This is a genomic window from Clostridium sp. M62/1 (assembly GCF_020736365.1).
Classification (GTDB): domain Bacteria; phylum Bacillota; class Clostridia; order Lachnospirales; family Lachnospiraceae; genus Otoolea; species Otoolea saccharolyticum_A.
In genome coordinates this window covers 994204-1008252 of sequence record NZ_CP085988.1, presented here as the reverse complement: position 1 = coordinate 1008252, position 14049 = coordinate 994204, and the positions used below count along the sequence as shown (strand labels likewise).

16 protein-coding genes and 2 pseudogenes are annotated in these 14049 nt (G+C 41.2%); 3 read left to right on the top strand and 15 right to left on the bottom strand.

Annotated features, from left to right (window positions below; genetic code table 11):
* Nucleotides 1–135: 135 nt before the first annotated feature.
* Complete coding sequence (locus LK436_RS18515) at nt 136–624, top strand: ATP-binding protein (RefSeq protein WP_008396555.1); 489 nt, start codon at nt 136–138, stop codon at nt 622–624.
* Here the strand turns inward: LK436_RS18515 and LK436_RS05265 are convergent.
* The 5 genes from LK436_RS05265 to LK436_RS05245 all read right to left on the bottom strand — a co-directional run bounded on the left by LK436_RS05265 (nt 602) and on the right by LK436_RS05245 (nt 3671).
* Nucleotides 602–892 (bottom strand): helix-turn-helix domain-containing protein, encoded by a 291-nt coding sequence (locus tag LK436_RS05265; RefSeq protein ID WP_002576367.1) that lies wholly within the window; start codon nt 890–892, stop codon nt 602–604. The two genes, LK436_RS18515 and LK436_RS05265, sit on opposite strands and share 23 nt — an antisense overlap.
* Before the next feature lie 216 nt (nt 893–1108).
* Nucleotides 1109–1369 carry a hypothetical protein gene (locus tag LK436_RS05260; RefSeq protein WP_008396552.1) on the bottom strand — a complete coding sequence of 87 codons (261 nt, stop codon included), beginning with the start codon at nt 1367–1369 and terminating at the stop codon, nt 1109–1111.
* Entirely contained in the window at nt 1366–2097 is a 732-nt protein-coding gene (locus tag LK436_RS05255) for an ImmA/IrrE family metallo-endopeptidase (RefSeq protein ID WP_008396551.1), read from the bottom strand. The genes LK436_RS05260 and LK436_RS05255 overlap by 4 nt, the downstream gene beginning before the upstream one ends.
* Nucleotides 2094–2354 carry a hypothetical protein gene (locus tag LK436_RS05250; protein ID WP_008396548.1) on the bottom strand — a complete coding sequence of 87 codons (261 nt, stop codon included), beginning with the start codon at nt 2352–2354 and terminating at the stop codon, nt 2094–2096. Before LK436_RS05250 ends, LK436_RS05255 begins: the two co-directional genes overlap by 4 nt.
* Before the next feature lie 81 nt (nt 2355–2435).
* Nucleotides 2436–3671 (bottom strand): DNA polymerase Y family protein, encoded by a 1236-nt coding sequence (locus LK436_RS05245; protein ID WP_008396547.1) that lies wholly within the window; start codon nt 3669–3671, stop codon nt 2436–2438.
* Nucleotides 3672–3872: 201 nt separating this feature from the next.
* Here LK436_RS05245 and LK436_RS05240 point away from each other — a divergent pair, with 201 nt between their 5' ends.
* On the top strand, nt 3873–4289 hold the full coding sequence (locus LK436_RS05240; RefSeq protein WP_002576372.1) for a helix-turn-helix domain-containing protein: 417 nt from the start codon (nt 3873–3875) through the stop codon (nt 4287–4289).
* A gap of 45 nt (nt 4290–4334) precedes the next feature.
* The gene (locus LK436_RS05235; protein ID WP_008396542.1) at nt 4335–4847 is read left to right on the top strand and encodes an ImmA/IrrE family metallo-endopeptidase; all 513 of its coding nucleotides are present in this window, start codon (nt 4335–4337) and stop codon (nt 4845–4847) included.
* Between the two features lie 155 nt (nt 4848–5002).
* Here the strand turns inward: LK436_RS05235 and bsh are convergent, their stop codons facing one another.
* The 10 genes and pseudogenes from bsh to LK436_RS05190 all read right to left on the bottom strand — a co-directional run bounded on the left by bsh (nt 5003) and on the right by LK436_RS05190 (nt 13962).
* Entirely contained in the window at nt 5003–5992 is a 990-nt protein-coding gene (bsh, locus tag LK436_RS05230; RefSeq protein WP_008396540.1) for a choloylglycine hydrolase, read from the bottom strand.
* A 21-nt stretch (nt 5993–6013) separates the two neighbouring features.
* A pseudogene (locus tag LK436_RS18425) lies at nt 6014–6196 on the bottom strand (hypothetical protein); the annotation flags it as partial.
* A gap of 138 nt (nt 6197–6334) precedes the next feature.
* The gene (locus LK436_RS05225; RefSeq protein ID WP_008396538.1) at nt 6335–7207 is read right to left on the bottom strand and encodes a DegV family protein; all 873 of its coding nucleotides are present in this window, start codon (nt 7205–7207) and stop codon (nt 6335–6337) included.
* 80 nt (nt 7208–7287) lie between these two features.
* Entirely contained in the window at nt 7288–8505 is a 1218-nt protein-coding gene (locus LK436_RS05220; protein ID WP_242648901.1) for an AI-2E family transporter, read from the bottom strand.
* Complete coding sequence (locus LK436_RS05215) at nt 8505–9050, bottom strand: cation transporting ATPase C-terminal domain-containing protein (RefSeq protein WP_007890374.1); 546 nt, start codon at nt 9048–9050, stop codon at nt 8505–8507. Before LK436_RS05215 ends, LK436_RS05220 begins: the two co-directional genes overlap by 1 nt.
* A gap of 87 nt (nt 9051–9137) precedes the next feature.
* Nucleotides 9138–9709: pseudogene (locus tag LK436_RS05210) on the bottom strand (CDP-alcohol phosphatidyltransferase family protein).
* On the bottom strand, nt 9699–10763 hold the full coding sequence (locus tag LK436_RS05205) for an FUSC family protein (RefSeq protein ID WP_005946426.1): 1065 nt from the start codon (nt 10761–10763) through the stop codon (nt 9699–9701). The pseudogene LK436_RS05210 and the gene LK436_RS05205 overlap by 11 nt, the downstream one beginning before the upstream one ends.
* A gap of 33 nt (nt 10764–10796) precedes the next feature.
* On the bottom strand, nt 10797–11840 hold the full coding sequence (locus LK436_RS05200; RefSeq protein WP_008396529.1) for a HAMP domain-containing sensor histidine kinase: 1044 nt from the start codon (nt 11838–11840) through the stop codon (nt 10797–10799).
* Entirely contained in the window at nt 11840–12550 is a 711-nt protein-coding gene (locus tag LK436_RS05195) for a response regulator transcription factor (RefSeq protein ID WP_005946428.1), read from the bottom strand. Before LK436_RS05195 ends, LK436_RS05200 begins: the two co-directional genes overlap by 1 nt.
* Nucleotides 12529–13962, bottom strand: coding sequence for a phospholipase D family protein (locus tag LK436_RS05190; protein WP_008396524.1), 1434 nt, complete (start codon nt 13960–13962; stop codon nt 12529–12531). Before LK436_RS05190 ends, LK436_RS05195 begins: the two co-directional genes overlap by 22 nt.
* Between the last annotated feature and the right edge of the window lie 87 nt (nt 13963–14049).

The window sequence follows — 14049 nt, the reverse complement described above, 5'->3', positions numbered from 1 at the left end:
AGTCCTCCTCTAAAAACAGTTTTTTCGTTTTTATTTTCTTATAATCTTATTATACGCCGCAAATCAGAAAATATCAACGGATTTTCCGTTTTTATTTTCTGATTTGTTTTTGACACTAAAAAGTATCCGTTCAATATGGCAAGCCCTGTGATTGCTGACCCGTTCCACCGCATGAAATACATGGAGCGTCATGGAAGCGGCCTACGCAAAATCGTCAGGGAAACCGAAAAGCCGCCTGGATATACAGCGGCATATAATCCGAAAATTTTCTCAACGGCAACAGATTTCAGAGTCATCTTGAAAAATGTAAATTACCAACTTAGTCAGAAAAACTTAGTCAATGACCAAGTTAGTGAGCAAGATAAATCGCCGGACATCCCACACACAGTTTTGAATCTTTGTATCCACCTTATTGCCCACGGCAGTGAGGGTGCTCAAATCACTCATGCTCACTCTATCATGGGTACAGCCAATGATAAGTCCTATGACGCAACCCATGATACAACCCATGATAACTTAGAGGATGACACCCATCAAGGTATCCACCAAGATAGCCACCATGATTCTACGCCGTCAGCAGTTATATTGCGCCTAATGCTTTTTAGATTTTTTTCGCAATCGTAGACAGCTCCGAAATAATACTAAGAAGATCATTTTTGACTTCCTCTTTGCTTGGCTCGCTGCCCATCAGAAGATAATCCGTGCTGACATGGAGGATGCAAGACAGTTCAATCAGCAAGTCAATAGAGCAGCTGCGTTCACCGTTCTCCATGCGGCTGACATGCTGCTTGCTTGCCAGGCCCAGGCGAACCGCCAGTTCCTCCTGCGTAATGCCACGGGAAGTGCGAACATCGTGAAGTCTCTTACCAAACTCTTTTGCGTCAAAATACATACGTTTCTCCTTCCGCACAGCCGGTACAGAACCGGATCGACGGAAGGTCAAAAAAAGAGCCGCATGACGGTGAAGAAAAATCCTGTGCCGATAAAACAGAACATGGGTATCCCATAATTCTGTCTCATGCGGCATTCGGAAGACTTCGCCTGTCAGCGGCTCCACAGCACAGCTATGACTTATAAAATTGTGTTAATAGGGTTATTTATTGTCATCTCAACCATTCAAAGACGAATAGTAGAGCTGCAATCTCCGTAATCTTCTCATCTCCAAAACATTGAAGACGGTCTCGCGTCCGCAGGCCTTGCATTTGGTCTGCACATGTCCTCTGGTATCCTCAAAGACAATGATTGAATTGTGTCGGCAATAAGGACACCTGACAATCCTGGGCTTTTGCGAAGCAATCGCATCCTTTGCCCGGATGATTTTAATCTGCATTTCCGCAGATGGTTCCGATACTCTGATATTCCTGCTCATGGCCACACCTCCAATGGATCACGATATTCATAATCCTTTTTCCGGTTCAGATAGCCCAGTTGTTCCAAGCGGATAGCAGCTGCCGATCTCGAAACGCCAAAGACACCACAGAAAGTATCTATCTTCACCTGGTCTTTGTTATAAAAACGCCATCCATAACATGTCAGAGGCTTTCTGCTGTTGATGAACCACATCGCCCGATCCACTTCTAACTGGGGCATCAGGATGGCAGCTCCCAGCGAATTGGCCTGCCACTCGTTCCAATCTTCCTGCGTTCTCAGAACGCGGGAACCTTTTTTCCTCACTTCCGGTCTCTTATGGCAGGCTATCTTTCGGTCATCGGCATCCAGCTGAAACAATATCTGGTGAGCGCACTCATGTGCCAGCGTAAATCTGCGTTTTCCGCAGAGTTTCCGAATATTCTCTGGTTCAATGAAACTCTTGTCCAGAACCACATCATTAGTTTTCAGGAAGATGCTCCTCTGACTTCCATCAACCTCTATCTGATATTCTGTATCCACATACGCGGTCAGACCATAGATGCTTCCGTCCGAGGACAACTTTTGAAATGACACCTTCAGGTTCAGATAATCGGATGCAAACTGGTCAATGGGTGTCGGAAGCGCAAATCTTGCCGGATCATCTGCTTCGCTGCCGAAAAAGGACTTTTGAAAATCTCTTATCACTGCAACAGCGATTTCTTCTATTTTTTTCTGTGAAAGGATCATAGGCACTGCTCCTTTGCCTCAACGAACCATTTTTCATCTTCGTTGAACAGAAAACTCTCATGCCCACCGATCATGACCGTATAACGAATTCCGCAGCCGCCCACTTTCGTGGAAGAAGCTCGGCACTTATGCTTCAATCGGTCGATCTCATACACCCGTCCGTCAATCCATCGAATTAGGCGCGGGCGAATATTTCCCTCTGCATCCACATCTAAGTTCACAGGTACATATACTTTTCTACATTTCTGTTCCGACATATTCTACGCTCCTCCTCTGTAAACCGGCGAATGTGTTGACTTCTTTTAGCAAAGAACTCACCAGATTCTACCGGTGCTGTATTAACCAATCATTCCTGTCGGCATAACCAAATCCACTTTTCGCTCTGTCGGCATCTTACTTTTCTGAAAAAGTACCCCATTTTTAATCGCATCTTTCCCGAATCGGAATCGAATCTGCTCAATCGCTGCGTCCAGCCGTTCCTGGCGATCCAGTGATTTCACGTCGGTGAATAGGTCGTATTGTATCGGACAATCCTCTTCAAACAGGTTGATTGCCCGAACCGTCACTGAACGAATCGGATGCTCCCACTGATAGTTCTTTGCAAACAGTGCAAATGCGGTTTTCGCCAGATAGGTAGGGCTTTGTGTCGGAATACCAATCCGGCACTGCCACTCTTTCGTGTAAAGCTCGTTGTTGCGGATGGAAATCGCTATTCCGCCAGCTTTCTTTTTATGTGCTCGCAGCTTGGTTCCGATCTCCTGCACCAGTTCCAGCATGACACACCAGACTTCGGCGTTATTCTCCAAATCCTGCATGGTCGTTATTCCGTGCCCAATGCTCTTTACTGGTGAGACATAATCGGAACGCATAACCGGCGAATCATCCAGTCCATTGGCATATTTCTTAATCGCCAGTCCATTCTTTCCAAGGCGGCACTTCAAGAAATCATCCGATGTTGCAGCAAGCTCTCCAATGGTATGAATCCCATAACCGGACAGAACCTTCTCGGTCGCTCTGCCGACTCCAAGCAAGTCAGAGGCGGGAAGACACCAAATCTTCTCCTGGAACGAATCTGCTTCGATGCAGGTAATCGCATCCGGCTTTTTCATATCCGACCCAAGCTTGGCAAAAATCTTATTGAAGCTCACTCCTGCGGAAATCGTAAGTCCCAATTCAAACTTAACCGTTCTGCGAATCTCATCTGCGATTTCAAATCCGGTTCCCATGCAGCCGCTTCCGGTCACATCCAGCCAGCATTCGTCCATCCCATACGGCTCGATCTGATCGGTATAGCGACCGTATATCCCACGAGCCAGCTTTGAAAACTTCATATATTGCTCATAGTGCGGCTCCACGATCACAAGATCCTGGCACTTCTGCTTTGCTTGCCAGATTGCCTCTCCCGTGGAAACGCCAAACGCCTTTGCTGCGTAGTTCTTCGCAAGTACGATACCATGCCGTTCCTCCACAGAACCACACACTGCCACCGGCTTGTTCTTCAGTTCCGGATTCAGCATACACTCGACAGAGGCATAGAAATTATTCATATCACAGTGAAGAATCACTCTTTGCATCCTGTATTCCTCCTCTCCGTTCGTGAAAGCACGAACAACTTTTCACGAACGCATTGACACACAGCATTTCTTGTGATACTATAATTACACGAATTGTATTTCGTGTTTTCATCGTCATTATAGCAAGCACAGTTTTTCGTGTCAATAGGTTTTTATGAAAAAGTGTTCGTGTTCGTTATCAAAAAAGAAAGAGGTATTTCTATGGTCTTCAAAGAAAGGTTGAAAGAAAAAAGAACAGAAGCCAATTTAACTCAGGTAGAACTTGCAGAGAAGGCCGGTGTAACCGCCCGCACAATTCAGAATTATGAGCTTGGCAGCCGCAAACCATCCAATATGGTTACGATCCAGAAGATTGCGGATGCGCTGAATACTACTACTGAGTACCTGCTGGGAAGCAGCGGCACCTATGTCGTAGAAGCTCATGAAAAAGGCGGCGCAAAAGCAGCGAAAGATATTGAAGAACTGGTCAGCGAAGTGACCGGTATGTTCGCTGGCGGCGAATTAAGCGAAGATGCCATCGAAGGAGCTTATAAAGCTCTGACCGATGCCTACTGGATTGCCAAAGAGAACAATAAAAAATACGCCCCGAAAACGAGGCGTAAAAAATCCGATCAGTGATATTTATCGTACACACTTTTCGCTATACTGTAAACTGGAGGTGGTATGATGAATGCGGAACAGCTTTCACGGGTCGGTGAGAAACTGGTAAAACGCTGCGGTTCCAGAGACCCTTTTGAAATTGCAAGGCAGCTTGGTATCAATGTCATGCTTTGCGAAAATTTCGGTTCCCTGAAGGGAATGTACCGGGTGATTAAGCGAAATCGCTTTATTTTCCTGAATAACAGTCTGGATGAAAATATGCTGCGCATCGTGTGCGCACATGAATTAGGGCATGATCAGCTTCACCGGAATATGGCGAAAACCACCCCGATTCATGAGTTCATGCTCTACGATATGAAATCCAAACCGGAATATGAAGCGAACATCGTAGCAGCAGAGATTCTGATGGACAGCGATGAAGTCCTTCGTTACATCTATGAGTATGGATACACAGCCGAGCAGATCGCCAGTGCGATGTCCACCGACATCAATCTGGTTGCGCTGAAGGTAGCGCACCTGGCTACACTTGGCTATAATCTGCACGCGCTGGAACACAAGAGCAACTTTTTGAAATAACGTACCTTTGAGGAGTCTGGACTGGCTCCTCTTTTTTGTTGCACAAATTGTGCAGGCGGTGCTTGCACAATTATCAACCTAACATCTGCATTCCATACAATCTCGATATTGTCCTCCTGTTGTTCTGCGTTATGCTTTCTCCGTGCATTTTCGTATTATTTATTCTGCCATCTGACTTCGCCCTTGGACAGAAGCGGATAACAGATCAGCTGATCTGAATCCAGATTTTCCGCATGCATGTCAACCGCTGTGATCTGATGATTATCATAAGTCGTATAATAGTAAATACCTTTTGCTGTATTACAACAGGACGTGTATATCGTGATCTCATATTTGCCTTCTGTCACCTCACAGCATCCACGCTGCTGATCTACGGATCCTAAGATATGGAAGAACTGACTTACACTCTCATCCTCTTCTTCACCGGAGATCGAATTTAATTTTGTAAAGGCAACTTTCACAAATCTTGACTGGCTGGAAAGATCTCCAGGTATTCCCATTCCACCCATTCCTCTGCTATATGCATCAAGCTGTAATACTCCTGCAAAAGTACTCTCCGGCTGTTTTCTGGATACTCCGGCATAATTATTCAGTGCAAACATCTGACTCGGGAATGGTGGATTATTGGTAAGCACTCCTACCGGATTATCATATACATGCAGCCCATCTTTCATAGACTCAACAACGATACAGGAGTCTTTGTCTGCAATGATCCAGTGAAGCTGTGCTGTCGGCAGCTGTTCACTGAATGCTGTACCTGTCAGTCTCATTGCTGCCAGCTTCTCTCTCGCCTCTGCTACAGTAGCACACTGTGTAAGGATCCATGGGATGAACTCGAACTGTGCCACCTGGCTGACTTCTGTTTCATCTTCCGGCAAAGCCTCTTCATATGCCGCATTGCCGACAAAATTAAGACCTGCCATTCCAAGGCCTTTTTCATTAACAGCATCATAATAAAGCGGATAACCTTCTGCAACAAATGCCATTCCGATCAAAGCATAATGGCTTTTTATCTTCCCGGCAAACCGGAAATCAAATTCGTAATTTCTTGGCGTTATCGTGATCTGTTCCCCATAGGAAAATTCATAATCAAGCGTTCTGCCCATATAAAAATCTTTTGTTTTGTAAGTTGCTGCTGTACACATATCGAACACCTCTTCTTTCTGCTATAATAATCCTGCAAACAATCGCATAAACAACTGTTCGAGCCGTAAATATGCACTCCGTCCTGTGCGGTACTTTTCGGTCACTTCCCTGCATTCATTCATGGTTGCTCCCAGATCATCTCTTATATCCAAAACTGTCTGACTATCCGCCATAAAACAACCATTTTCAAAGTGGTGATAAAGCAATGCCATTCAGTTAAGCATCATTTTAGTGGTTTTCTGTCATAGAAAGCCACTGTTTTTATACCTACAAATTTATATCAAAGGCTATAAACCTTTTGACACCCTAATCTTTTATTTTATCTTCTCCGGAGCAGTTTTTTACACTGGCTTACAGGTGCATCCGATTCCCAGTCCATCCGGACCGATATGACAGGACAAACCGAAGGAAAGTTTATCACACATGACTTCCATTCCCGGGAAACTTTCTTTAATCTGGTTTACCCATTCTTCTGTCACTTCATCGGTACTGCTGGACGCCGCCATCAGGTACACTTTACCAGCAGCATATTCTTCTCGGAAATTCGTTTCCAGCTCATGCTTCATTGCATCGATCATAACTTTACGTGATTTCTTCATACCACGGCATTTCTGGTAGATATCAAGCTTTCCTGTGCTGAAATGCATAACAGGTTTGATATTCAGGACATCTGCTGCCAAAGCTGTCACAGAGCTGACTCTTCCTCCTTTTTTGAGATATTTCAGTGTGCTGAGCCCGATATAAATTGTCATTTTTTCTCTGGTTTCTTCAAGAATTTTCTTGATTTCGACTACACTGTATCCTTCTTTTGCCATTTCTACTGCATCAAGAACAGAACGATGCATCGGGGTTGCCACACGACCGTTATCTACGACAAACACCTTACCGGCAAATTCATCTTCATTTGCCATGGCTTCTGCTGTCATACAGGACCCGCTTAAAGCACTGCTAAGAGGAATATAAACAATCTCCTCATATTCTTTCAGCATCTCTTTCCACATATCCATAACTTCTGTTGGTGACGGCTGAGATGTAGATACATCTACGCCCTTTCGAAGCATATCATAAAATTCATCTCTGGAAAGATCTACTCCTTCACGATACACTTTCTCTCCGATATAAAAAGGCATCGGTAGTACCTTAATTCCGAGTCTCTGCGCTTCTTCACTCAAAATTCCACTGTGGCTGTCTGTCATGATTCCTATTTTCTTCATAATATCTTCTTCCTTCGTAATCTATTTTTATAACGTCTTAATAATCGGCATTACACTTCATTTATATTTGTATCAAATCATTATTTTTCATTCGGCACAATAAAGGATGACGCAATTTCCTCCTCCGCATACTCTTCCACATCCGTTCTCGTTACTCGTTTTATATGTTGTTTTTTTAGGCGCAGATATACGAACTCCCGGAATATAGTATAAAATACCGATACAAGTGGAATGAAAATCAGCATACCTATAATTCCCATAAGATTTCCGCCGATTGTAACTGCCGCCAGTACCCAAATTGATGGAAGTCCTACTGATCCGCCAACCACATGAGGATAGATCAGATTACCTTCTATCTGCTGCAAAAGCAGAAAAACTATAATAAATAAAACTGCCTGTTTTGGATTTACCATAAAGATCAGAAAACTTCCCACGGCACAGCCAATAAAGGCTCCAAAGATAGGAACCAATGCGGTAAACGCGATCAAAATTCCAATTAAAAGTGCATATGGCATTTTTAAAATACTTAGCGTGATAACAAACATCATTCCGAGAATTACTGCTTCCAGACACTGCCCTGCAAGAAAATTTGCAAATGTCCGATATGTCAGCGAACATATGTTAAGAATTGCATCTGCTTTTTGTTTTGGAATAAAAGCGAAAATCACTTTTCTTACCTGTAAATGTAAGTTTTCCTTCTGAAAAAGAATATAGCATGCAAAGGAAAACGAAATAAAAAAGGTCGCTAATCCACTGGCAATGGAACCTACTGCTGACATCGTCGTATTCATCATATTTCCGACTCCGTTTCCAAGAAGACTTATTCCCCATTTAATTGCCTGATCAGACTGAAACTGCAGCTGATCTACCAATTTCATAATATCCTGATTATCATGTGAAAATTCTCGAATCCAGTTTTGCATCTGTGGAATAAAATCTGAAATACTCGTCATCAGATTTCCCATGGTCTGTGTAAGCTGTGGAATCACACCAAACATTACCAATATAATGACACCTGCTACCAATATAATTGTAAGAAGCAGGCTTATCGGTCTCGCAGCTTTTTTTCCTATTTTATTATTTTCTTTTATCTTTCCGAGCATTTTCTTTTCTAGGAAACTCATTGGTACATTAATCACAAAGGCAATTGCACCACCAAGCGCAAAAGGAAACACAATTTTCCATATTGACTTCAGCACTTCAATCACCACATCGAATTTCCACAAAGCAACTACAAGAAATGCCGTAAACACAATCAGTTCTCGAATTTTTTTCATAGAACATCTACTTAAATCCACTATCTTTCCCCTCTTTTTCTTAGTTTCATACGTATACACTTAAGTAATTGAATAATCAGAAGGCTTGCAAAAGCATATAAATATACACATCCAAGCTGCATCAGATTCAACGTTTCCACTTTGAATAAGTTATGGAAACCAGGAACCGTCAGTACTGTTGTAATGAGTACTGCACCTAACACAAATGCTCCCTGAAGCCACTTGTTATGAAAGAGACCTTTTGTAAAAATGACCGGATGATCTGATTTGCAATTATATCCATGAAACAAACGTGCCAGACAAAGAGTTCCAAAAGCATACGTGCTTCCAAGCAATGTACCATTCTGGTTGTATCCTGTCAAAAAACTGATCATTGTCATTGCTCCAATTACCAAACCTTCCAGACCGATTTTGCTAAGAAAATCTTTTGTCAATATCGACTCATCTGCCAATCTCGGTTTTTCACTCATCACTTCACTTCTATCCGGCTCTAAGCCTAACGCAATTGCCGGAAGACTATCCGTCAAAAGATTAATGAAGAGTAAATGTACTGGTGCAAATGGCACCGGAAGTCCTGCAACCGATGAACAAAGAACGGTTAAAATTGCTCCGAAATTTCCTGACAAAAGAAACTGTATCGCATATAAAATTGCTTATACAGTCTCTTCCTTAAGAGTCCTGGTATTCTGGATAATATACAGAGCGACCGATATGACCATCATTATAGCGCACAAACCAATCAACAGATCTGATACCATCGGTGTAATGTGGAACCATATAATATGCACCGCTGCAGTTCCATATAATAAAAAGGTTACTATCTTTCCATGCCAGTCTGCACCATGTACTTTTCCTGTCTTTTGTATCACAAGACATCCACTGACTACCATATACAGCTCCTTACCTGCCATTATTACGATTAAAAGAAGCACATGCGGAAAACGAGTAAACAGACAGATTAACATCGCTGCCTGTGTCAGCTTATCAGCCACCGGATCAAGTATTTTTCCTAAATTACTAATCCTATGGAATCTTCTTGCGATATATCCATCAGCAAGATCCGTAAGACCAGACAGCAATAAGATTTCATCAGCTAACAGAGGATTTTTCTTTACACAATAACTCCATATAATTACCGGAATCAGACAAAGCCGAAAAAAGAAAGAAGATTAGGAACCGTAATAATTCTATTCAAATTTTCTTCCTTATTCACTTCACTCTGCATGTACGGTCACCTCACTTTCCTTTTTTTTAGGCATAAACCAATAAAATATAACACAAAATGCTAAAGCAAACACAACACCAAAAACATTTTGACTCACTCTAAGACTAACCGCTCCTTGTAGTCCATATGTCTCTGCAGCAATGGCTAAAGCACCAAATGTGTTAAATACTGCCTGCCAGCCATATTGTGCTGAAAATCCTACACCGATTCCACCAAGAATTCCTATATATGCATAGATTGACGAAGGAAGCAGAAAATATAATACTGTAAAACATATAACACCTGCAATATTTCCGACAATCCTTTTACGGACTCTGTAGTGCATATCTTCCATAGACGGCAAAATCACGGACATGGCCGCAATACCAGCCCACATTGCACGTGGCATATTACAAAGTTCTGCAATGCAAAGGACAATCGGTACGCATAAAATCTGACATATCTGCCATTTTGTTCTGGAAGAAGTGATATCAAATTCTTGTATCAGATCTTTCAGATTTCTTTTATAAGTTCTGTTTTTATGATTTCGATAAAATACGAAGCAGGTAAGTGCTGCACCTAAAGCCATTCCGACTAATCGCATCTGATAGCTTTTTCCCGTAACATCATAACCATATAGCAGCAGATACCCAAGAACCAATGTAGATTGATTAAACATGGATGGATTATGGCATCCGAACAGAATCAACACAGCCAGTGCCGCAATATTTAACAGCATTCCAAGTACCGGTGAAAACTGATTTGCTAAATGCGGACATACAGTCATAATTACAAAGAACAAAGCCAAAAGCATCGTAGATTGTCCGGTGTGGATCCCCAGATCCGCATTCCTAAACACCATGAGACATAATAAGACTACTACACCTACAATGCTGTTCTCATTTCCAAATAGGATGCTGAAAATACTAACAAAGAAAAAACAAAATGCCATTGTAGCAGCTATCTTCACCAGATATACCCACATATGATATAGTTTTTCTTTTAGTGTTTCACTCTTTTTCAACAGGTTTTTAGAACCTGCCTGATTTAACTGCAACTCCTGATAAAATGTCATATAAATCCTCTCATCTTCTAATTTATCTTAAAACTAGATAATCTCATCTTTCTGCTTTGGCAGCTCTATAACAAATCTGCATCCACCATATTCACGGTTTTCTGCTTTGATTGTTCCTCCGGCACTATCTACAATCCGTTTTACAAGTGCAAGACCTAGGCCATTTCCTTCTGCTTTATGAGATCCATCTACCTGATAGAACTTGTCAAATATTCTGGATTTTACATCATCCTCTATTCCTGGTCCTTCATCTTCCAGAATGAACTTAACAGAATCCTGTTCTTGTTTCAGAAACATCGTAATTGTCCCCTTTGAAGGGCTGAACTTAATCGCATTATCTAAAAGATTTATCCAGATATGCATAAAAAGTCCTTCATTCGCAGTATATTTAACTTCCTCCAATTCTACCTGAAAACCAATTTCTTTTTCTGTCCATTTTGTTTCCAATGAAAGAACTGCCTGGCGGATCTGTTCATCCAGACGATATTCTGTTTTTTTCATTGGTATATTCTGATTCTCTAACTTGGATAACAGCAAAATATTACCAACCAATCCGGAAAGTCTTTGGGTGTTAAATAAGATTTTTTCTACATATTCCTCTTGATCCGGAGACAGTTCTTCTCCCTGAAGCAGCATTGTATATCCTTCAATGGCATTAATCGGGGTCTTAAACTCATGAGAAACATCAGATACAAAATCCATCTGCAGCACCTCTGTTGCACGAAGTTCTTTTGTCATAACGTTAAAACTTTGATAAGATTCTCCAACTTCTGCTATACGGCTATTCGTTTCCAAATGCTGTTCAAAATCTCCCCGAGAAACTTCCTTCATTGCTTTACTAAGTCTTGTAATTGGTTCCAGTAACTTTGCATTAATAAAGGAAGTGATCAGCCCTGCAATCAATGTATTGAAAATCAAAAGCCAGCCAAGCACAGGTATGCTGCCCGGCAGATTAAAAAAATGATTCAAAAAAGCAAATAATAACGCAGATATGACTGTTGAAAATACAAGTGCCAGCCAGATTGCACCAGTCAGACAGGATCGGATCCGCAATCCTTTTTCTTCCTTTTGTTCCATTATTTTTTCACCACCTTGTATCCAATTCCACGCATTGTTACGATTTCAAAATCAGGGTTATCTTTCAAACGCTCCCTGATTCTTCCTATATGTACCTCTATCGTATGTGGGTCTGCCTCCGTCTCGTATCCCCATACTTCATCCATCAACTGTTGTTTTGTAAATATTCTGCCTGGCGAAGCTGCAAGCTTATATAAAAGCAGGAATTCTTTTTTAGGCAAAACAAGACTTTCCTTATCAGTTGTAACCGTCATTGCATCATAATCAAACTCTGTTGAACCGATCACAATTTTGTGTTCATTCAGTATCTGTGCACGGCGAAGCAGTGCTCCGACTCTTAAAACCATTTCATTCACATTTACCGGTTTTACCATATAATCGTCACTTCCCGAAAGAAATCCCTGGCGCATATCATCAAAGGAACCTTTCGCAGTGATCATAAGTACAGGTATCTGATATCCTGCTGAACGGAGTTCCGACACCAGTTCATAACCATCCATAACCGGCATCATAATATCAGAAATGATCAGATCAATATATTCCTTAACCAATACTTCTAATGCCTGTGCTCCATCCGATGCACTTTTGACTTGATATCCATTCTTCTCAAGCACTTTTTGGAATAGCTGGCTTAATTCTTTATCATCTTCTACAATCAATATTTGAAACACGTTTTCCTTCCTCCTTATTAAAACAGATACCTTGCCCATCCAAGCAGATGCTGTACCAAAAATATTTTTCTCTGACGTTTCTTTGTTAATTCGATTGGCTCTACATGATATGGATCACGATAGGTTCCATCTTCCAATACCTGGCGGGACACTCTTTCATATTCCATCATGCCCTCTTCCAACTGTTTATTAATATCTTTACTGCGAATTACAAGCATCAGTTCCGTATCCAGATATGCACTTCTCATGTCCATATTAAAGGAACCGATTACAGACAGATCATCGTCAATCAGAATACTTTTTCCGTGGTATGAATAACCGCCTTCATATTCCCAGATATTAATTCCTGTACTTAAGATTCTATTTCTGTTTTTCGCATAATCGGCAGCCCCAAATGGATTCCCATTATTCGCAACTGAATTTGTCATGATAGAAAAATCTGAAACGTTCTCTGCAATCTCCTCCCATGTGTTATACATCATATCATTACAGATAATATATGGCGTGTGGATCTTCACACGATTTTTTGCATTTTTCATCAATTCTCCCAACTGATACCACACTACTGGTTCTTTGGAACCTGTGTGAATAGGATTTGACACTAATGCAATCTTTTCTGTCTCAAAAGTTTCGTCCGTGTAATCGGTATCGCAGATTCTTTCCTTATTCTCTTCAAAATATTTCTGATAGCCGTTCTGCAGCTCTAAAACTGCGTTCTTTACAGATTTTCTATTTGCCAGTTTTTTATTGTCATGAAAATAATCACTGTCTTCTTGTTCCCATATCGTTTCAAAATACTCTAACAACTGGTTAACTGAATTTTCTTTCTCAGGTTCATCGCAAACCACTAACACGTCTCTGTCATAGTTCTTATGTCCCGGAAAATCACCCAGGAAATAATTGTATGTATTTCTTCCCCCAAGAATATATCTCTTTCCATCTGCAATCAAATATTTATCATGCATTCTACCCATCATTTTCCACGGTTTCAACGGATTGGCCTTATTATACAGTTTAATTTCAACATTCTCATGGGAAGATAATCCATAGAAATACGGATTTCCTTCCATATCAATCCAGCTCTCCATTCCATCTACTAACAGACGAATATGTACACCTCTGTCTGCCGCATCATGCAGTGCTCCTAAGATCAATTTTCCACTTTCATCGGATTGAAATGCAAAAGTAGAAAGAATAATTTCCTTTTTTGCATTCTTGATCAAACGCACTCTTTGTAAAAGCGCTTCTGGATTCTTTTCTATGATTACTGCCCGTTCTGTATTTTCACTGCATTCGTTCCATGACCCATTTTTTGTTTCTTTTTTGGTTGTATTGGACACTTCCGGCTGCTTTTTATATGCAACGCAGATTCCGAGCAATTCATAAAAAGCCACACATAAAAAAATTGCCAGTATAACAAGAAGGATTTTACATATTTTATGCTTTTTCATTGTACATCACCTGATTCCTTTTTATTTCTTATTCTTATTCATTAGCAATACAATACAATGGAAAACTCAATTTAACCTCAACAAGGT

What these genes read in the sequence shown, in the direction of transcription:
- LK436_RS18515 (WP_008396555.1), top strand. Translation starts at nt 136, where the DNA reads ATGGCAAGCCCTGTGATTGCTGACCCGTTCCACCGCATGAAATACATG.
- LK436_RS05265 (WP_002576367.1), bottom strand. Translation starts at nt 892, where the DNA reads ATGTATTTTGACGCAAAAGAGTTTGGTAAGAGACTTCACGATGTTCGC.
- LK436_RS05260 (WP_008396552.1), bottom strand. Translation starts at nt 1,369, where the DNA reads ATGAGCAGGAATATCAGAGTATCGGAACCATCTGCGGAAATGCAGATT.
- LK436_RS05255 (WP_008396551.1), bottom strand. Translation starts at nt 2,097, where the DNA reads ATGATCCTTTCACAGAAAAAAATAGAAGAAATCGCTGTTGCAGTGATA.
- LK436_RS05250 (WP_008396548.1), bottom strand. Translation starts at nt 2,354, where the DNA reads ATGTCGGAACAGAAATGTAGAAAAGTATATGTACCTGTGAACTTAGAT.
- LK436_RS05245 (WP_008396547.1), bottom strand. Translation starts at nt 3,671, where the DNA reads ATGCAAAGAGTGATTCTTCACTGTGATATGAATAATTTCTATGCCTCT.
- LK436_RS05240 (WP_002576372.1), top strand. Translation starts at nt 3,873, where the DNA reads ATGGTCTTCAAAGAAAGGTTGAAAGAAAAAAGAACAGAAGCCAATTTA.
- LK436_RS05235 (WP_008396542.1), top strand. Translation starts at nt 4,335, where the DNA reads ATGATGAATGCGGAACAGCTTTCACGGGTCGGTGAGAAACTGGTAAAA.
- bsh (WP_008396540.1), bottom strand. Translation starts at nt 5,992, where the DNA reads ATGTGTACAGCAGCAACTTACAAAACAAAAGATTTTTATATGGGCAGA.
- LK436_RS05225 (WP_008396538.1), bottom strand. Translation starts at nt 7,207, where the DNA reads ATGAAGAAAATAGGAATCATGACAGACAGCCACAGTGGAATTTTGAGT.
- LK436_RS05205 (WP_005946426.1), bottom strand. Translation starts at nt 10,763, where the DNA reads ATGACATTTTATCAGGAGTTGCAGTTAAATCAGGCAGGTTCTAAAAAC.
- LK436_RS05200 (WP_008396529.1), bottom strand. Translation starts at nt 11,840, where the DNA reads ATGGAACAAAAGGAAGAAAAAGGATTGCGGATCCGATCCTGTCTGACT.
- LK436_RS05195 (WP_005946428.1), bottom strand. Translation starts at nt 12,550, where the DNA reads ATGGGCAAGGTATCTGTTTTAATAAGGAGGAAGGAAAACGTGTTTCAA.
- LK436_RS05190 (WP_008396524.1), bottom strand. Translation starts at nt 13,962, where the DNA reads ATGAAAAAGCATAAAATATGTAAAATCCTTCTTGTTATACTGGCAATT.